The organism is Streptomyces sp. NBC_00162, from assembly GCF_024611995.1.
GTDB lineage: Bacteria > Actinomycetota > Actinomycetes > Streptomycetales > Streptomycetaceae > Streptomyces.
The window spans coordinates 5,769,951-5,788,285 of record NZ_CP102509.1; the positions used below are offsets into that span (position 1 = coordinate 5,769,951).

Here is an 18,335-nt window from a genome sequence, read left to right on the forward strand (position 1 = left end):
GTTCCGGCAACGCAGCGAGGTGCCGTAGCTGGCGTCGTGCGCCCGCCGGGGATTACGGGACAGCCCTTAGGCGCGGCCGTGGCCGGCTCCGGCGCCGCCGGACGGGCCCGGGGCGCGGGCGCCCGTACCGGTCAGCCCGCGGCCGCGCAGTCCGCGCAGGTGCCGAAGATCTCCACCGTGTGGGCCACGTTCACGTAGCCGTGCTCGGCGGCGATGGACTCGGCCCACTTCTCCACGGCCGGGCCCTCCACCTCCACCGCCTTGCCGCACTTGCGGCAGACCAGGTGGTGGTGGTGGTCGCCGGTGGAGCAGCGCCGGTAGACGGACTCGCCGTCGCTGGTGCGCAGTACGTCGACCTCGCCGGCGTCCGCGAGCGACTGGAGCGTGCGGTAGACGGTGGTCAGGCCCACGGAATCGCCACGGTGCTTGAGCATGTCGTGGAGTTCCTGGGCACTGCGGAACTCGTCCACCTGGTCCAGCGCCGCCGCCACGGCGGCCCGCTGCCGGGTGGATCGTCCTCGTACTGGCGCGGCATTCGTCTCGCCAGGCGCAGTCGCCACCGGTTCCTCCTCGTATCGGCCTGCGGCCATTGTGCCAGTCCGCTAGACCTTCACATCGTCCCGAGTGCAGACCTCTTCCGCCGCCACGGCGGCTCTGGCCCGGCGCCGGGCCAGCGGAGCGGACAGCGCGGTCAGTGCCATGAAGACGGCGATCGCGAGCAGGACGATCATGGCACCCGAGGGTGCGTTGACGTAATACGTGGTGGCCGTGCCCGTCAGGGAGACGGCCAGGCTGATCGCGATGGCCAGGCCCAGCGTGGCGGCGAACCCGCGCGTGAGCCGCTGGGCGGCGGCGACCGGGATCACCATCATGGCGCTGACCAGCAGCAGGCCGACGATGCGCATCGCGACGGTCACGGTGACGGCGGCGGTGACGGCGATCAGCAGGTTCAGGGCGCGCACCGGCAGCCCCGTGACCTTGGCGAACTCCTCGTCCTGGCAGACGGCGAAGAGCTGCCGGCGCAGGCCGATGGTGACGGCGAGGACGAAGGCCGCCAGGATCGCCATCGCGGTGACGTCCTCGGACGCGACGGTGGTGATCGAGCCGAACATGGCGCTGAGCAGGTTGGTCGTGGAGCCGCCGCCCACGTTGATGATCATCACGCCGCCGGCGAGGCCGCCGTAGAAGAGCATGGCGAGGGCGACGTCACCGCTGGTCTTGCCGCGGGAGCGGATCAGCTCCATGCCGACGGCGCCGATGACGGCGATCAGGGTGGCCATCCACACCGGGCTGCTGTTGAGCACGAAGCCGAGGGCGACACCGGTCATGGCGACGTGGCCGAGGCCGTCACCCATCACGGCCTGGCGGCGCTGGACCAGGTACGTGCCGATGGCGGGCGCGGTGATGCCCACCAGGGCGGCGGCGATCAGCGCCCGCTGCATGAAGGCGTGGTCGAGGAGGTCCATCAGCTCAGCAGTCCCGTCCGCAGAGGCTCGGCGTCGTGCGCCGCGTGGGGGTGTACGTGGTCGTGGCCGGGCAGGGCGTGCTGGCCCACGGCCTCCGGGGGCGGGCCGTCGTGGACGACGCAGCCGTCACGCAGGACGACGGCCCGGTCGATCAGGGGTTCCAGCGGGCCCAGCTCGTGCAGGACGAGCAGGACGGTGGTGCCGACGGCGACCTGCTCGCGCAGGGCGGCCGCGAGGACCTCCTGGTTGGCGAGGTCGACGCCGGCCATGGGCTCGTCCATCAGCAGCAGCTCCGGCTCGCCGGCGAGTGCCCGGGCTATGAGCACGCGCTGGTGCTGGCCGCCGGAGAGGGCGTTGACCGAGACGTCGGCGTGCCCGTCCATGTCCACGAGGGCCAGGGCGCGCTCGACGGCGGCCCTGTCGGCCTTGCGCAGGAGGCCGAAGCGGGTGCGGGCCAGCCGGCCGGAGGAGACGACCTCGCGGACGGTGGCCGGGACGCCACTGGCGGCCGTGGTGCGCTGCGGGACGTACCCGATGCGCGACCAGTCGCGGAAGCGCTTGAACTCGGTGCCGAAGAGCGACAGGGAGCCCTCGGTGAGCGGGACCTGGCCGACGACGGCGCGCACGGCGGTGGACTTGCCGGAGCCGTTGGCGCCGAGCAGCGCGACGACCTCACCGCGACGGACGGTGAGGTCGATCCCGCGCAGCACGGGGCGCGAACCGAGCGAGGCCGTGGCCCCGCGCAGGGATATGACGGGCTGGTCAGCCTGCCGGGGCATGGACTGCATGGCTCGTGCCTCCGTAACTGCTGCTGTCATCTACTTGGCTCCGAGCGCCTTCTGGAGGTTCTTCAGGTTGGACCGCATGACCTCGAAGTAGTCAGCGCCCTGGGACTTGTCGGTGATTCCCTCGAGCGGGTCGAGGACGTCGGTCTTCAGGCCGGTGTCCCCCGCGAGGCTCTTCGCCGTCTTGTCGCTGGCCAGGGTCTCGAAGAACACGGTGGAGACATTCTCCTTCTTCGCGACCTCCTGGAGCTCCTTCATCCGGGCGGGGCTGGGCTCGGACTCGGGGTCGACTCCGGAGATGCCCTCCTGGTCCAGGCCGTAGCGCTCGGCGAGGTAGCCGAAGGCGGAGTGGGTGGTGATGAAGGTCTTGGTGGCCGTATTGGTCAGGCCGTCCTTGAACTCGGTGTCCAGCGCGGTCAGCTTGCCGACGAGGTCGTCGGTGTTCTTCTTGTAGTCCGCGGCGTGGTCGGGGTCGGCCTTCTCCAGGGCCGCGCCGACACCCTTGGCGATCTCCGCGTACTTGGCGGGGTCCAGCCAGACGTGCGGGTCCGCGCCGGCCTCGCCCTCGTGGCCGTGGCCGTGGTCGTGGCCCGCCTCGGCCTCTGCCTCGCCCTCGTGACCGTGGTCGTGGCCGGAGGCCGCGTGGGCCTCGAGCTTGGTGAGGGTGGCGGCGTCGACGATGTTCTTCACGCCGGACTGGTCAACGGCCTTGTCGACGGCGGGCTGGAGGCTCTTGAGGTAGAGGATCACATCGGCGTCGGCGAGCTGCGCGGTCTGCTTCGGGGTGATCTCCAGGTCGTGCGGCTCGACACCCGGCTTGGTCAGGGTGTCGACCTGCACGTGGTCCTTGCCGATCTGCTCGGCGAGGAACTGCATCGGATAGAACGACGCCGTCACGCCGAGCTTGCCGTCCTTGCCGCCGGACGCGCCGGCGGCGGCTCCCGAGCAGGCGGTGAGGGCCGTGGCGCCGAGGGCGACGGCTCCGGCGAGGGCGGTGGCGGGTATGAGGCGTCGTACGTTCATGACATCCATTTTCATCAAAAATGGAAACGATTGTCAAAAACCCTGGTGGGAGAGGTGTGGGCGGGCCCGGAGAGGGGGATCCGATTTGAAAGGGGGGGTGCGGGCGCCGGTAACCTGAGGCATTCGCCGTTCGTCCTCGTAATGAAGAGAGCACCGTGGCCGCCGACAAGATCGACACCATCGTCAGCCTGAGCAAGCGCCGTGGCTTCGTTTTCCCGTGCAGTGACATCTACGGCGGCTCCAAGGCCGCCTGGGATTACGGCCCGCTCGGTGTCGAGCTCAAGGAGAACATCAAGCGCCAGTGGTGGAAGGCGATGGTCACCGGGCGTGAGGACATCGTCGGCCTTGACTCGTCCGTGATCCTGGCCCCCGAGGTCTGGGTGGCCTCCGGCCACGTTGCGACCTTCTCGGACCCGCTGACCGAGTGCACCTCCTGTCACAAGCGTCACCGCGCGGACCACCTGGAAGAGGCGTACGAGGCCAAGCACGGCCGCACGCCCGCCAACGGCCTCGCCGACATCAACTGCCCCAACTGCGGCGTGAAGGGCCAGTTCACCGAGCCCAAGCAGTTCTCCGGCATGCTGGAGACCCACCTCGGCCCGACCCAGGACAGCGGCTCCAAGGCGTACCTGCGCCCCGAGACCGCCCAGGGCATCTTCACCAACTTCGCCCACGTGCAGACCACCTCGCGCAAGAAGCCCCCGTTCGGCATCGCGCAGATGGGCAAGTCCTTCCGCAACGAGATCACGCCCGGCAACTTCATCTTCCGCACCCGCGAGTTCGAGCAGATGGAGATGGAGTTCTTCGTCAAGCCGGGCGAGGACGAGCAGTGGCAGGAGTACTGGATGGCCGAGCGGTGGAACTGGTACCGCGACCTCGGCATCCGCGAGGAGAACATCCGCTGGTACGACCACCCGAAGGAGAAGCTGTCCCACTACTCGAAGCGCACCGCCGACATCGAGTACCGCTTCAACTTCGGTGGTAACGAGTTCTCCGAGCTCGAGGGCGTGGCCAACCGCACCGACTTCGACCTCAAGGCCCACTCCGCGGCCTCCGGCCAGGACCTCGTGTACTTCGACCAGGAGTCCAAGGAGAAGTACACCCCGTACGTCATCGAGCCGGCGGCCGGTGTCAACCGCGCCATGCTCGCCTTCATGCTCGACGCGTACAACGAGGACGAGGCCCCCAACGCCAAGGGCGTCATGGAGAAGCGCGCCGTGATGCGCCTCGACCCGCGCCTGGCGCCGGTCAAGGTCGCCGTCCTGCCGCTGTCCCGCAACGCGCAGCTCTCGCCGAAGGCCAAGGGCCTCGCCGCCGACCTGCGCAAGCACTGGAACATCGAGTTCGACGACGCGGGCGCCATCGGCCGCCGCTACCGCCGTCAGGACGAGATCGGCACGCCGTTCTGCGTCACCGTCGACTTCGACACCCTGGACGACAACGCGGTGACCGTGCGCGAGCGCGACACCATGAAGCAGGAGCGCGTCTCCCTGGACCAGATCCAGAGCTACCTCGGCAGCCGCCTGCTCGGCTGCTAGTCCCGAGCTTCCGCTTCGGCGAAACGACCGGTGGCCCGGTGCGCACGCGCGCACCGGGCCACCGGTCGTTTCTGCCGTACGTCAGACCACAGAGGGGCCTTCGGCTGCGGCCGCCGTCGCCTCCGCCTCCGCCTTGGCCTCGGTCTCGGCCGCGCGGCGCTCGCCCTCGGCCTGGGACCGCTTTCCGTAGAGGGCGGTCCAGACGCCCAGGGCGCCCAGCACCGCGTAGATCATGATCGGGCTGAGCGTCACCATGGTCTTGGTGTCCAGGGTGTACGTCAGGGCGATCCGGACCAGGGCCTCGACCACGTAGGCCACGCCCCAGACGAGGGTCATGCGGCGCATGGTGGTGCGGAAGCCCTCGTACTGCCACAGGCCGTTCCACCAGGCGGTGCTCTCCGGGGTGCCGTCGGTGGCGAACTTGCGGCCGAAGTAGAACATCAGCGGGCGCGCCGCCGCCAGGGTGGCCAGGCAGAGCAGTCCGAACAGCCCCGTCACGGCGGAGTCCTTGATCAGCAGGGCCCGCGCCGAGTGGGCGCCGACGAGCGAGACAACAGCCGTGATCACGAGGAACACCAGGGTGACGACGGCGAATTCGTCGAGCTTGCGTCGCCAGGCCAGGCTGATGGCGCTGTCGAGCACCGGCCAGGCGCTGCTGAGGAGAAGGGCGGAGAACTCGCTCCAGGCGTGGTCTTCGGTCAGCGTGTTGTACGTGATGATCGGCGCGACCACGTTGAGGCCGATGGTCAGGATCCAGCCGAGGGCCGTGGCGGCGCCGGAGCGGGCGGGAGGTTCGGGTCGAGCTGCGTGGGTGGACAAGGTTCCCCCTGAAACATGCATGAAGAGTGCGGTAGGGGGACCGTAAGTACACGCCGATGACATGTACAAGGCGGGCGCATCAAAATGATCACCAAGCCGACCGGACTGGACAACTCCGGCTGCTTGATTCCTGACGGGTGCCGCGTCAGGCGCGCAGGCCCCGGATGATCAGCGCGGTGACCGCCTCGAACTCCGTGAAGATCGTGGGCGAGAGCCAGTCGGCCGCGTACTGCGGATCGTGGAAGCGGCCGGTGGCATCGAAGACCGCGCGGGCGGCGGCCGGCACGTCGTCGGCGGCGAGGGTGCCCGCCGCGACCCCCTCGGCGATGATCCGGGCCAACTGGTCGATCAGCTCGGTCAGGTGCGCGTCCACCACGCCGCTGTTCTCGTCCAGGAGCACGATGTAGGTGGCGAACAGCTCCGGGTCGTCACCCGCCTTGTGACGCTTCGCCTCGAAGAGCGCCTCCAGCCACGCCTCCAGCTTGGAGGGGGCGCTCTCGGCGGGAGCCGAGGTGATCTCCTCCAGCGCGACCACGCTCTTGGCGAGCCAGCGGTCCGTGACGGCCTCGCGCAGCGCCGCCTTCGACGGGAAGTGCCGGTACACGCTGCCGTGGCTGACGCCCAGCGCGCGGGCCACGTCCACCACCGTCGCCTTGGAGGGGCCGAAGCGGCGCAGCACGTCCTCGGTGGTCTCGAGGATGCGCTCGGGTGTCAGGGGCGCGGCAGCAGCGGGGGGCATGGGTACGACCGTACCGCCAGCTCAGTGTTCGCTGTCGAGGTGGGCCATCTGGGCCGCCGGATACCGCTCGCCCGCCGCGGCGCCGACGGGCACGGCCTCCTCGATGGCGGCCAGATCGGCGGCGCTCAGCGTGATGTCCATGGCACCCAGTGCCTCGGCGAGCCGGTCCCGGCGCCGGGCGCCGACCAGCGGCACGATGTCCTCGCCGCGCGACAGCACCCAGGCGATGGCGGTCTGCGCCACGCTCACGCCCTTGCCCTCCGCCACCTTGCGCAGGGCGTCGACCAGGTCGAGGTTGCGGTCGAGGTTGTCCCCCTGGAAGCGCGGGCTCATCCCGCGGAAGTCGCCCGGGGCCAGCGCGCGGTCGCGGGTGAAGTGGCCGCTGATCAGGCCGCGGGACAGCACCCCGTACGCCGTGACCCCTATCCCGAGCTCCCGGGCGGTCGGCAGGATCTCGTCCTCGATGCCGCGGGAGATGAGCGAGTACTCGATCTGCAGATCGGCGATCGGGGCGACGGCGGCGGCCCGGCGCAGGGTGTCCGCGCCGACCTCGGAGAGGCCGATGTGGCGCACGTGCCCGGCCTCGACCGCCTCGGCGATGGCCCCGACGGTCTCCTCGATCGGGACGTCCGGGTCCACCCGGGCGATGCGGTAGATGTCGATGTGGTCCCGGCCGAGCCGCTGGAGCGAGTAGGCCAGGAAGTTCTTGACGGCCTCGGGCCGCCCGTCGTAGCCGGTGAAGCCGCCCTCGACCGTGCGCAGGGCGCCGAACTTGACGCTGGTCAGCGCCTGCTCGCGGGCCGCGGCGGGCGCGGTGCGCAGGGCTTCGTTGATCAGCAGTTCGTTGTGGCCCATGCCGTAGAAGTCGCCGGTGTCGAGCAGCGTCACGCCTGCGTCCAGGGCAGCGTGGATGGTGGCGATGGACTCCGCGCGGTCGGCCTCCCCGTACAGGGCGGACATCCCCATGCAGCCGAGGCCGAGCGGGAAGACGGCCGGCCCGGTGGTGCCGAGGCGGCGGTGGACAGGGTTCTCGTGGACAGGGTGCTCGTGGGTGGTGCTCTCGGTCGTCGTCATGGAACGAGAATGACATGACGAGTGACAGATTTCAATATCTGTCACTCGTCAGTGTGAGGGGGCTACGACAGGACCCGCAGGATCAGGGCGGCGGCCGCGACCACGGCGAGGACGGCGGCAGGTGCGAGCTCGTAGTCCTTGACGCGGAGGTGGCTGATGACCGCGCCGATGAAGTAGAGGGTCACCCCGATGGCGGCCGCGATGCCGAGCGGCGTGAACCACAGGCCCGCGACCAGCCCGATCGCGCCCGCGGCCTTGAGGGTGGCCAGGCGTGGCAGCCAGGAGTCCGGGACCTGGACCTTCCGCATGCTGGCGACGATCTGGTCGTTGCGCTGGAGCGTGAAGGTGGCGGAGGCGGTGAGGACCAGGGCGAGCAGGCCGCCGACGACGGCGTAGGCGATGAACATGGAGAACTCCAATGGTCGAAGATGCAGGATCATTGAATAGCATCAACGATATCTCCGACGCAATCATTTCTCGATTGCTACGATGTGGACCATGACGGCAGATCAGGACGGATCGCACCCTCCGCAGCGGCTGGGCCTGCTGCTGGCCTGGCACGGATCGGTCACCCAGACCCGGATGAAGAAGGCGCTCAGCGCGGCCGGACTCACCCCGCGGCACGCGATGACGCTGATGCACCTGGAGGACGGCCCCATCAGCCAGCGGGCGCTCGCCGAGCGGCTGGAGGTGGACCCGAGCGTGCTCGTCGGGATCCTGAACGACCTGGAGGGCGACGGCCTGGCCGAACGCCGCCGGGACCCGGCCGACCGGCGCCGCCACAACGTGGCCATCACCACCGCCGGATCCACCGTGCTCGGCAAGACGAACGCGGCGCTCGACGAGGTCGAGCAGGGCCTCTTCGCGGACCTCTCGGCCGCCGATCAGGAGACCCTGCGCGCCCTGCTGGCACGGATCGACGCCCACGGGGACGACGTCAACTGCGACGAGTAGCCCGGTGGCCCGAGCAGCCCTTGGACGGGCAGCCCGGTGAACGAGCAGCCGGTGAACGAGAAGCCAGGTGAACGCGTAGCCCGATGGGCCGGGTGGCTCAGTGGCCGGGCTCCGACGCCCGCGGGGCCGCGGGAACGCGGGCGCCGGCCGGATCCAGGGTGCGGGCCGTGCGCTCCGCCGTCGAGCGGGCCCACTGGCCGCTCGACGCCGCGCCCACCACCAGGACCAGCAGCCCGCAGACCGTGATGATCCACCAGGCCGGGGCGGCCGACCCGGCGAAGTCGGAACCGCGGGCCAGACCGGCCGCCAGGACCGCACCGACGACCGCGACGCCGAGGGTGCTCCCGGTCTGCCGGCTGGTGGAGGCGATGGCGGCCGCGACCCCCGCCTGGGACCGCGGCATCCCGGAGACCGCCGTATTGGTGACCGGCGCGTTCACCATGCCGAAGCCGAGCCCGAACAGCACGTACCCGGTGAACATCAGCGCCGTGGACGCCTCGGCCCGCAAGGCCGCGAAGAGCAGCCCGCTCGCCGCCATCGCGACGCCGGCGATCAGCATGGGCAGCCGCGGCCCCCTGCTGCCCACCAGACGGCCCGACAGCGGCGCGACGAGCATGGTCATCGCGGCCATCGGCAGCATGTAGAGCCCGGCGTGCAGCGCGTCCAGCCCCAGCACCTCCTGGAGGTACAGGGTGTTCAGGAAGAGGAACCCGGCCATCCCGGCGAAGGCGCTCACGGCGATCACGGTGGCCCCGCTGAAGGGCGCGCTCCGGAAGAACCGGAAATCGATCAGCGGCTCCTCGCGCCGGGGCTCGTAGCGCAGCAGCCCCACCAGCGAGGCGACGGCCACCAGGGCGCAGCCCATGATCAGCGGCGAGCGCCAGCCCGCGGCCGGCGCCTCGATGATCCCGTACGTCAGACTGCCCAGCAGCGCCATGACCAGCAGCTGGCCCACCGGGTCCACCCGGCGCGGCCGGGCCGCGCGGGACTCGGGCACGTGTCGCAGGGTCAGGGCGAGAGCGACCAGACCGACCGGCAGGTTCACCCAGAAGATGGAGCGCCAGCCCACCGAGTCCACCAGTACCCCGCCGACCAGCGGGCCCGCGGCCATGGAGATGCCCGCGACCGCGCCCCACGCCCCGATGGCCCGCGCGCGCTCGGCGGGCTCGGTGAAGGTGTTGGTGATGATCGACATGGCCACCGGGTTGAGCATCGCGCCGCCGACCGCCTGCACCATCCGGTAGGCGATCAGCCAGTCGAGGGTGGGGGCGAGCGAGCACAGCAGCGAGCCGACGGTGAAGAGGACCAGCCCGGCGACGAACACCTTGCGGCGGCCGATCCGGTCCGCGGTGGAGCCCGCGAGCATCAGCAGCGAGGCCAGCACGAGCGTGTAGGCGTCGATCGTCCACTGCATCCCCGCGACCGAGGCGTTCAGATCGCGGCGCATCGAGGGCAGCGCGACATTGAGGACGGTGTTGTCGAGGCTCACGATCAGGAGGCTCATGCAACAGATCGCCAGGACGACCACGCGCTGCCGGCGACTCGGCTGACTCGGCTCGATCATGCCGCCGATGGTACGTCTGCCGCACCGCCCCGGCATGCGGGACAATGGGCGGATGACCACGCTCCCTCCGCCCCTCGCGATCGGCCCGCACACCGTGCAGCCCCCGGTGGTGCTCGCGCCGATGGCCGGCATCACCAATGCCCCGTTCCGTACCCTCTGCCGGGAGTTCTCCGGCGGCAAGGGGCTGTTCGTGAGCGAGATGATCACGACCCGCGCCCTGGTCGAGCGCAACGAGAAGACCATGCAGCTGATCCACTTCGACGAGACCGAGAAGCCTCGCTCGATCCAGCTGTACGGAGTCGACCCGGCGACGGTCGGCAAGGCGGTCCGCATGATCGTCGAAGAGGACCGTGCCGACCACATCGACCTCAACTTCGGCTGCCCGGTCCCCAAGGTGACCCGCAAGGGCGGCGGCTCCGCCCTCCCGTACAAGCGGAACCTGCTGCGCGCGATCCTGCGCGAGGCCGTGGCCGGCGCTGGCGACCTCCCGGTGACGATGAAGATGCGCAAGGGCATCAACGACGACCACCTCACCTACCTCGACGCCGGCCGGATCGCCGTCGAGGAGGGGGTCACCGCGATAGCCCTGCACGGGCGCACCACGGCCCAGCACTACGGCGGCACCGCCGACTGGGACGCCATCGCGCGGCTCAAGGAGCACGTGCCGGAGATCCCGGTGCTCGGCAACGGCGACATCTGGTGCGCGGAGGACGCGCTGCGGATGGTCCGCGAGACCGGCTGCGACGGCGTGGTCGTGGGCCGTGGCTGCCTGGGGCGGCCGTGGCTGTTCAACGACCTGGTGGCGGCCTTCGAGGGCCGTCCCGAGGACTTCCACAAGCCGACGCTGCGCGAGGTCGCGGGCACCATGCACCGCCACGCACAGCTGCTGGGGGAGTGGATCGGCGACGAGACGCGCGGGGTGATCGACTTCCGTAAGCACGTGGCCTGGTACCTCAAGGGCTTCTCGGTCGGATCCGAGATGCGCAAGAGGCTCGCGGTGACCTCTTCGCTGACCGAGCTGGATGCTCATCTGAGCGAGCTGGATTTGGATCAGGCGTGGCCCGAGAGCGCGGACGGCCCGCGGGGCCGGACGTCCGGAAACAACCGAGTTGTCCTGCCGGACGGCTGGCTGAAGGACCCGTACGACTGCGCGGGCGTCAGCGAGGAAGCCGAACTGGACACCTCCGGAGGCTGACAAATCGCCCTCCGTGTTGCGTGATATACGCCACGCATGGGTGGGGTTTCGCTCAGATGAGCACCAAAGTCACGGGTAAGACTTTCAAAGGGTGGCACTGGGTGCCACCCTTTGTGCGTTCAATACTTGAACGCAAATGTATCGATGATCGCTCATCCGAGCGTGATCAGGCCTCAAAAGCCCCCTCTCCCTTCGGGAAGTGAAGGATCTTCGTACCTTCTGATTACCCATGAGTTACTTTCGATCTGGTGGCGCACGGGTGGTTACAGCCGCATGACGACCAAGTGGACGTACCCAGAAGCCTTCGATCTGGGTATGTTCCTGGCCGTCAGGGCAGCCACCGAGCCTCGAGGAGTCGAGACCCGTGTCGGAAAACAAAGATCAGAAGTTCGTCTACGACTTCACCGAGGGCAACCGCGACCTCAAGGACCTTCTCGGCGGCAAGGGAGCCAACCTCGCCGAGATGACCAACCTGGGTCTGCCGGTCCCTCCCGGCTTCACCATCACCACCGAGGCCTGCAAGGTCTACCTCGAGAGCGGCACGGCCCCGGCCGAGCTGCGCGACGAGGTCAGCGCCCACCTTGCCGCCCTCGAGACGAAGATGGGCAAGAAGCTCGGCCAGTCGGACGACCCGCTGCTGGTCTCCGTGCGCTCCGGCGCCAAGTTCTCGATGCCCGGCATGATGGACACCGTCCTCAACATCGGTCTCTCCGACGAGTCCGTGACCGGCCTTGCCTCCCAGGCCGGTGACGAGCGCTTCGCGTGGGACTCGTACCGCCGCCTCATCCAGATGTTCGGCAAGACCGTCCTCGGCGTCGAGGGCGAGCTCTTCGAGGACGCCCTCGACGAGGCCAAGGCCGCCAAGAAGGTCACCGTCGACACCGACCTCGACGCCGCCGACCTGAAGAAGCTGGTCAAGGTCTTCAAGAAGATCGTGGCCAAGGACGCCGGCCGCGAGTTCCCGCAGGACGCCCGCGAGCAGATGGACCTCGCCGTCGAGGCCGTCTTCAACTCGTGGAACACCGGCCGCGCCAAGCTCTACCGCCGCCAGGAGCGCATCCCGAGCGACCTGGGCACCGCGGTCAACATCTGCTCCATGGTCTTCGGCAACCTGGGCCCCGACTCCGGCACCGGCGTCGCCTTCACCCGCGACCCCGCCAGCGGCCACGCGGGCGTCTACGGCGACTACCTCCAGAACGCCCAGGGCGAGGACGTGGTCGCGGGCATCCGCAACACCGTGCCGCTCGCGGACCTGGAGGCCATCGACAAGGCCTCGTACGACCAGCTCATGACGATCATGACGACGCTGGAGAACCACTACAAGGATCTCTGCGACATCGAGTTCACCATCGAGCGCGGCCAGCTGTGGATGCTCCAGACCCGCGTCGGCAAGCGCACCGCCGGCGCCGCCTTCCGCATCGCCACCCAGCTCGTGGACCAGGGCCTGATCGACGAGGCCGAGGCCCTCCAGCGCGTCACCGGCCACCAGCTGGCCCAGCTGATGTTCCCGCGCTTCGACGAGGATGCGAAGACCGAGCTGCTCGGCCGCGGCATCGCCGCCTCCCCGGGCGCGGCCGTCGGCAAGGCCGTCTTCGACTCGTACACGGCCGTCAAGTGGTCCCGCTCCGGCGAGAAGGTCATCCTGATCCGCCGCGAGACCAACCCGGACGACCTGGACGGCATGATCGCCTCCGAGGGCATCCTGACCTCGCGCGGCGGCAAGACCTCGCACGCGGCCGTCGTCGCCCGCGGCATGGGCAAGACCTGTGTCTGCGGCGCCGAGGAGCTCGACGTCGACACCAAGCGCCGCCGCATGACGGTCGGCGACACGGTCATCGAAGAGGGCGACGTCGTCTCCATCGACGGCTCCACCGGCAAGGTCTACCTCGGTGAGGTACCCGTCGTACCGTCCCCGGTCGTCGAGTACTTCGAGGGCCGGATGCACGCCGGCGCCGACGACGCCGACGAACTGGTCGCCGCCGTGCACCGGATCATGGCGTACGCGGACCGGGTCCGCCGCCTGCGCGTGCGCGCCAACGCCGACAACGCCGAGGACGCGCTGCGCGCCCGCCGCTTCGGCGCCCAGGGCATCGGCCTGTGCCGCACCGAGCACATGTTCCTCGGCGAGCGCCGCGAGATGGTCGAGCGCCTGATCCTCGCGGACACCGACGGCGAGCGGGAGTCGGCACTCAGTGCCCTCCTGCCGCTGCAGAAGAAGGACTTCGTCGAGCTGTTCGAGGCGATGGACGGCCTGCCCGTCACCGTCCGCCTGCTCGACCCGCCGCTGCACGAGTTCCTGCCCGACATCACCGAGCTGTCGGTGCGCGTCGCCCTCGCCGAGTCCCGCAAGGACGCCAACGAGAACGACCTGCGCCTGCTCCAGGCCGTGCACAAGCTGCACGAGCAGAACCCGATGCTGGGTCTGCGCGGTGTCCGCCTGGGCCTGGTCATCCCCGGTCTGTTCGCCATGCAGGTGCGGGCCATCGCCGAGGCCGCCGCCGAGCGCAAGAACGCCAAGGGCGACCCGCGCGCCGAGATCATGGTTCCGCTCGTGGGCACCGTCCAGGAGCTGGAGATCGTCCGCGAGGAGGCCGACGCGATCATCGCCGAGGTCGAGGCCGCCACCGGCACGAACCTCAAGCTGACCATCGGCACGATGATCGAGCTGCCGCGTGCCGCCCTGACGGCCGGCCAGATCGCGGAGGCCGCGGAGTTCTTCTCCTTCGGTACGAACGACCTGACCCAGACGGTGTGGGGCTTCTCCCGCGACGACGTCGAGGCCAGCTTCTTCACCGCGTACCTGGAGAAGGGCATCTTCGGGGTCTCGCCCTTCGAGACCATCGACAAGGACGGCGTCGGCGCGCTGGTCCGCAGCGCCGCCGAGGCCGGCCGGGCCGCCCGCCCCGACCTCAAGCTCGGTGTCTGCGGCGAGCACGGCGGTGACCCCGAGTCCGTCCACTTCTTCCACGAGGTCGGCCTCGACTACGTCTCCTGCTCGCCCTTCCGGATTCCGGTGGCGCGCCTGGAGGCCGGTCGTGCGGCCGCCGAGGCGAAGGGCAGCGACAGCCGCTGATCCCCGGCCCTGAGAAGGGCCCCATAGACCGCGCCTGCCCCCGGGTTCCCTGACTGCCCGGTGGCGGGCGCGCCTATTTTTTGCTGTTCAACAAATCTTTACGCCAGCAGGCGGTGGACGGATCCCCACCCGTCCACCGCCGCTGTCATTCTGCCGGGCACGTCGGCGCTTCCCGGTGCGACCGACCGCCAGGCCCCGCAAAGCCCCCCACGGCCTTCACGGAGCGTTTCGGTCGCATCGGAGTGTGCCCGGCGGAGTACAGGATTTCGGTTGTCACGCCCCTGCCGAAAGGGGTTTCAACTGTGGCCGAAAGGGCGTGGTGACCACGTGTGACGGCATGCATACTCATGGGGCGGGGGGATTGCGGTTGCACAGGTGGGGGTTCGGTGCTGCGTATCCATTTCACTGGAGTGGACCTGGCACGCGTACGGATGGCAGGGCGTCCCGATGCGTTGTGGGAAACGATTCTCAGCTTTCACCGTTTAAGGGACCGGCGTGATGCCCGGTTGTTCGGTGAATGGCGCACGGAAACTCGGAGCCGGTTGAATAGTGAAACACGCATGCTCGGCATGCTCATACCGGCACGCGGCTATTTCCCCGATTTCCTGACCCCCGTGGAGGGGCAGTACGGGTGGGACGTGGCGCTCGACGCACTGCGCGGGATCCGGCCCGAGCGGATGCGGCGCGAGCTCGTGCTGCTCGGCGGCGGGTCCGGAGCCGGCGCGGGTGCCGGAGCGGTTGCCGGCACGTCGCCGGCGCCGCGGTTACGGGAGTTCATGGACGGCGGCACCAAGCACCTGCCGAGGCTCCTGGGCGAGCTGCGCGGGTACCACCGGGCGGCCGTGGAGCCGTACTGGACCCACATACAGGCCCAGATAGAGGCCGAGCGGGCCGCGCGCGGCCGGGCCCTGCTGGACGGGGGCGCGGACGAACTGCTGGCCTCGCTGCCGCCGATGCTGCGCTGGCGGGCCCCGGTGCTGGAGTGCGACTACCCCGTGGACCGCGACGTACGGCTGCGGGGACGCGGGCTGTTGCTCCAGCCGTCCTTCTTCTGCCGGCGCACCGCGGTGACCCTGCACGATCCGGAGCTGCCGCCGGTGCTGGTCTATCCGGCCGCCTCGCACCTGGCCTCGGCCCCCACGGGGGGCGAGGCGGCGCGCACCGTCCACGTCGAGGAGCAGCGCCAGCGCACGCTGGGCAAGCTGGTGGGGCACACCCGCTCGGTGGTGCTGCGGGCCATCGGCGACGGCGCCACCACCAGCGAACTGGCCCGCCGGGCCGGGGTCTCGCTGGCCTCGGCGAGCCAGCACGCCTGCGTGATGCGCGAGGCGGGCCTGGTCACCACCCTCCGCCACGGGAACGCGGTGCTGCACACGGTGACCCCGCTGGGCGCGGCCCTCCTCAAGGGTGGCGCCGTGGCCTCGTGAAACGGTGCGGCCCCCGGCTGGGCGCCGGGGGCCGCGGTGGTGTGGGGCTCAGGTGCGGAAGGGGCCCGTCACCTCGTACGTGATGCCCGCCGACGAGCTGCCGCTCGTACCGCGCTGGCTGGAGAAGTAGAGCCGGTTGCCGGCCGGGGAGAAGGCCGGGCCGGTGATCTCCGAGGAGGACTGGCCGGTGATCCGCAGGAACGGCGCCACCACGTCGTCCGGGGTGATCACGCAGATCTCCATGTTGCCGCCGTCCTCGGCGACGTACAGGTCGCCGTAGGAGGACCCGGTGACGTTGTCGACACCCGTCAGCGGGGCCGCGCCGCCGGGCACGAGGGAGTCGTCGTACGCCAGCTCGTACGTGCTGTTGGCGAGGTTGAGCTGCCAGACGCGGTTGTCGCCCTTGGTGGTGAACCAGACCGTGTCGTTGGCGTAGTGGCAGCCCTCGCCGCCGTTGAACTTCTTCGAGCCGGAGACCTGGGTGCGGGTGGTGGTCGGGGAGCCGTCCGGGTCCGGGACGTTGGCCCAGGTGAAGGAACCGGAGGTGGCCGTACCGGCCTTGAGGACCTGGAGGGTGCCCGAGGAAAGGTTTCCCCAGGTGGTCGGGATGAAGCGGTAGAAGCAGCCGCTCGTCTCGTCCTCCGTCAGGTAGATCACCTGGCGGACCGGGTCGGCGGCGGCCGCCTCGTGCTTGAACCGGCCCATCGCCGGGCGCTGGACGGCCGCGTTCACGCCGTACGGGTCGGTCTCGTAGACGTAGCCGAGGCTGACCTCCTCACAGGAGAGCCAGGTGTTCCACGGGGTCTTGCCGCCCGCGCAGTTCTGCCGGGTGTTGGAGAGGATCCGGTAGGCGCCGGTGATGGTGCCGGAGGAGTTGAACTTGACCGCGCTCGCGCCGCCGGACGGGTTGATCTCCGAGTTCGACACGTAGATCCAGCCCGTGCCGTCCGCGAAGCACGCGCCGCCGTCCGGGGCGCTGTGCCAGGTGTACGAGGTGCCGCTGACGGTCTGGCTCGAGCGGGCGATCACCCGGCTGCTGAAGCCGGCGGGCAGCTGGATGCCGTTCGCGTCCGCCGCTCCGAGTGCTCCGTACGGCCCGGCGCCGGGCTGGGCGGGCGCCGCGTAGGCGGCCCCGTGCATCAACGTGCCGCCGAAGGCGGCGGCCGACGAACCGATTACAGCGCCGCGCAGGAAGGTACGACGTTCCACGGTCACTCCTGTGGGAGGAAGGCCCCGCGGCCGGTCGGACGCGGGGTCGCACGCGTCGAGGAACCTAGGAGACGCCAGTTGACGTGGCGCCAATTCCTCATTACGCCCGAGCGACCGGTCGAGGTTCAATCCTGCGGCAGAGATTTCAGGGCGGCGAAGCACCCTTTCCGGAAGGTGGCCGATTTCCCCGGCCGGTGCGTGCGCAGGTCGAAATCGGCGTGCGGCAGCGGGCGTTCGCGCGGCGCCGCGCCCGCCAAGGCGTCCGTGACCCGCTCGGCATCGGCCACCGCGGTGCGCCCGCCGGTACCCGTCGCCGGACCGGCCGAGCCCGCGCATCCCGCGCTCCTGCTCGTGACCGACCGTGACCGGCCGGGCGGACCACGCACCGGCACGATGTGACGTACCGCGGGACTTTCTCCCCTGGGGAGGCCCGTCGTGGGGAAGGATGGTGGAGCAATGAACCACTTCGCCGCCGCCGACGACATCTCGGGCCGCGCCGACCTCGACGTCGTGCTGCGCCGCTTCTACACGGCGGCCTTCGCCGATCGCGGGATCGGGCCCTTCTTCACCGAGATCGCCGGCACGGACCTCGAGGCCCACCTGCCCCGGATCACCGACTTCTGGGAGCGGGCCCTCTTCCGCACCGCCGAGTACCGGCGCGACGCCTTCGCCCCGCACGCCGCCCTGAACTCGGCGCGGGCACTGACCGCCGCCGACTTCGGGCGCTGGGTGCAGCTGTGGCACGCGAACATCGACGGCCTGCACCGGGGGCCGAACGCCGAGCGGGCCAAGGCGCAGGGCGAGCGGATCGCGCTGGCCCTGCACAAGCGGCTCGCGGGCCCTGAGGCGTCCATGGCGAGCGAGGACGGCCTCGGCTTCGTCCCGCTGGCCGCACTGGAGCTGCGCTCGGTGGCCTGACCTGCGGTTTCGTACTGCCGGGCAGGGTCGGGAAGAAATCTCGGGAAAACTTCGCGGGGAGCGATGAGTTTTCTCGCGGCCCCCGGTCTACCTCTCGAAAGCAGCGAACACCGCGTGAGAGAAGAGAGACCGAGATGTCCCAGCCCCAGATGATCTTCGTCAACCTGCCGGTCAAGGACCTGGACGCCACCAGGGCCTTCTGGGAGAAGCTCGGCTACTCCTTCAACCCGCAGTTCTCCGACGAGACCGCCGCCTCCCTGGTGATCAGCGACACCATCTTCGCGATGCTGCTGACCGAGGAGAAGTTCAAGCAGTTCGCCACCAAGCCGGTCGCCGACGCCGCGAAGACCACCGAGGTGATGGTCGCGCTGAGCGCCGACAGCCGCGCCAAGGTCGACGAGATCGTGGACGGCGCTCTCGCGGCGGGCGCCATCGAGCCGCGACCGGCCATCGACATGGGCTTCATGTACGGCCGCGCCTTCGAGGACCTGGACCACCACGTGTGGGAGTACGTCTGGATGGACCCGGCCGCCATCCAGGGCTGATGCCGG

Annotated in this window: 18 protein-coding genes; 7 read left to right on the forward strand and 11 right to left on the reverse strand. The window is 69.9% G+C overall.

Features of this window, described 5'->3' with window-relative positions:
- Positions 1-131: 131 nt before the first annotated feature.
- The 4 genes from JIW86_RS26765 to JIW86_RS26780 are packed head-to-tail and all read right to left on the reverse strand — an operon-like array spanning position 132 to position 3,274.
- The gene (locus JIW86_RS26765) at positions 132-560 is read right to left on the reverse strand and encodes a transcriptional repressor (RefSeq protein WP_308296605.1); all 429 of its coding nucleotides are present in this window, start codon (positions 558-560) and stop codon (positions 132-134) included.
- Between the two features lie 42 nt (positions 561-602).
- Entirely contained in the window at positions 603-1,466 is an 864-nt protein-coding gene (locus tag JIW86_RS26770) for a metal ABC transporter permease (RefSeq protein ID WP_215141951.1), read from the reverse strand.
- On the reverse strand, positions 1,466-2,254 hold the full coding sequence (locus JIW86_RS26775) for a metal ABC transporter ATP-binding protein (RefSeq protein WP_215141998.1): 789 nt from the start codon (positions 2,252-2,254) through the stop codon (positions 1,466-1,468). Before JIW86_RS26775 ends, JIW86_RS26770 begins: the two co-directional genes overlap by 1 nt.
- A gap of 30 nt (positions 2,255-2,284) precedes the next feature.
- On the reverse strand, positions 2,285-3,274 hold the full coding sequence (locus JIW86_RS26780) for a metal ABC transporter substrate-binding protein (RefSeq protein WP_257556406.1): 990 nt from the start codon (positions 3,272-3,274) through the stop codon (positions 2,285-2,287).
- A gap of 155 nt (positions 3,275-3,429) precedes the next feature.
- Here JIW86_RS26780 and JIW86_RS26785 point away from each other — a divergent pair, with 155 nt between their 5' ends.
- Positions 3,430-4,812, forward strand: coding sequence for a glycine--tRNA ligase (locus JIW86_RS26785; RefSeq protein WP_257556408.1), 1,383 nt, complete (start codon positions 3,430-3,432; stop codon positions 4,810-4,812).
- Positions 4,813-4,893: 81 nt separating this feature from the next.
- On the opposite strand, the gene JIW86_RS26790 is transcribed toward JIW86_RS26785, so the two are convergent.
- The 4 genes from JIW86_RS26790 to JIW86_RS26805 form a co-directional block, all read right to left on the reverse strand.
- Positions 4,894-5,652: a VC0807 family protein gene (locus JIW86_RS26790; protein ID WP_257556410.1), complete on the reverse strand. Its 759-nt coding sequence runs from the start codon at positions 5,650-5,652 to the stop codon at positions 4,894-4,896.
- A 124-nt stretch (positions 5,653-5,776) separates the two neighbouring features.
- Positions 5,777-6,370, reverse strand: a complete 594-nt coding sequence (locus JIW86_RS26795; protein WP_257556412.1) for a TetR family transcriptional regulator — start codon at positions 6,368-6,370, stop codon at positions 5,777-5,779.
- Positions 6,371-6,391: 21 nt separating this feature from the next.
- Positions 6,392-7,444, reverse strand: coding sequence for an aldo/keto reductase (locus tag JIW86_RS26800; RefSeq protein ID WP_416237604.1), 1,053 nt, complete (start codon positions 7,442-7,444; stop codon positions 6,392-6,394).
- A 62-nt stretch (positions 7,445-7,506) separates the two neighbouring features.
- On the reverse strand, positions 7,507-7,851 hold the full coding sequence (locus JIW86_RS26805; protein ID WP_257556413.1) for a DoxX family protein: 345 nt from the start codon (positions 7,849-7,851) through the stop codon (positions 7,507-7,509).
- Between the two features lie 91 nt (positions 7,852-7,942).
- Between JIW86_RS26805 and JIW86_RS26810 the strand changes: the two genes are divergently transcribed.
- Positions 7,943-8,398 (forward strand): MarR family winged helix-turn-helix transcriptional regulator, encoded by a 456-nt coding sequence (locus JIW86_RS26810; protein WP_251064343.1) that lies wholly within the window; start codon positions 7,943-7,945, stop codon positions 8,396-8,398.
- A 97-nt stretch (positions 8,399-8,495) separates the two neighbouring features.
- On the opposite strand, the gene JIW86_RS26815 is transcribed toward JIW86_RS26810, so the two are convergent.
- On the reverse strand, positions 8,496-9,962 hold the full coding sequence (locus JIW86_RS26815; protein ID WP_257556416.1) for an MFS transporter: 1,467 nt from the start codon (positions 9,960-9,962) through the stop codon (positions 8,496-8,498).
- Positions 9,963-9,996: 34 nt separating this feature from the next.
- On the opposite strand from JIW86_RS26815, the gene dusB reads away from it, so the two are divergent.
- From dusB to JIW86_RS26830, 3 genes are all read left to right on the forward strand, one after another.
- Positions 9,997-11,157, forward strand: coding sequence for a tRNA dihydrouridine synthase DusB (dusB, locus tag JIW86_RS26820; protein WP_257559455.1), 1,161 nt, complete (start codon positions 9,997-9,999; stop codon positions 11,155-11,157).
- 364 nt (positions 11,158-11,521) lie between these two features.
- Positions 11,522-14,230: a pyruvate, phosphate dikinase gene (gene ppdK / locus JIW86_RS26825; RefSeq protein WP_257556418.1), complete on the forward strand. Its 2,709-nt coding sequence runs from the start codon at positions 11,522-11,524 to the stop codon at positions 14,228-14,230.
- A 386-nt stretch (positions 14,231-14,616) separates the two neighbouring features.
- The gene (locus JIW86_RS26830) at positions 14,617-15,657 is read left to right on the forward strand and encodes an ArsR/SmtB family transcription factor (protein WP_215141968.1); all 1,041 of its coding nucleotides are present in this window, start codon (positions 14,617-14,619) and stop codon (positions 15,655-15,657) included.
- Between the two features lie 48 nt (positions 15,658-15,705).
- Here the strand turns inward: JIW86_RS26830 and JIW86_RS26835 are convergent, their stop codons facing one another.
- Positions 15,706-16,866, reverse strand: coding sequence for a PhoX family protein (locus tag JIW86_RS26835; RefSeq protein ID WP_257556420.1), 1,161 nt, complete (start codon positions 16,864-16,866; stop codon positions 15,706-15,708).
- A gap of 125 nt (positions 16,867-16,991) precedes the next feature.
- Positions 16,992-17,153 carry a hypothetical protein gene (locus JIW86_RS26840; RefSeq protein ID WP_257556422.1) on the reverse strand — a complete coding sequence of 54 codons (162 nt, stop codon included), beginning with the start codon at positions 17,151-17,153 and terminating at the stop codon, positions 16,992-16,994.
- Positions 17,154-17,322: 169 nt separating this feature from the next.
- Between JIW86_RS26840 and JIW86_RS26845 the strand changes: the two genes are divergently transcribed.
- Entirely contained in the window at positions 17,323-17,784 is a 462-nt protein-coding gene (locus JIW86_RS26845; RefSeq protein ID WP_257556424.1) for a group III truncated hemoglobin, read from the forward strand.
- Positions 17,785-17,918: 134 nt separating this feature from the next.
- The gene (locus tag JIW86_RS26850; protein ID WP_257556426.1) at positions 17,919-18,329 is read left to right on the forward strand and encodes a VOC family protein; all 411 of its coding nucleotides are present in this window, start codon (positions 17,919-17,921) and stop codon (positions 18,327-18,329) included.
- Positions 18,330-18,335 lie beyond the last annotated feature (6 nt).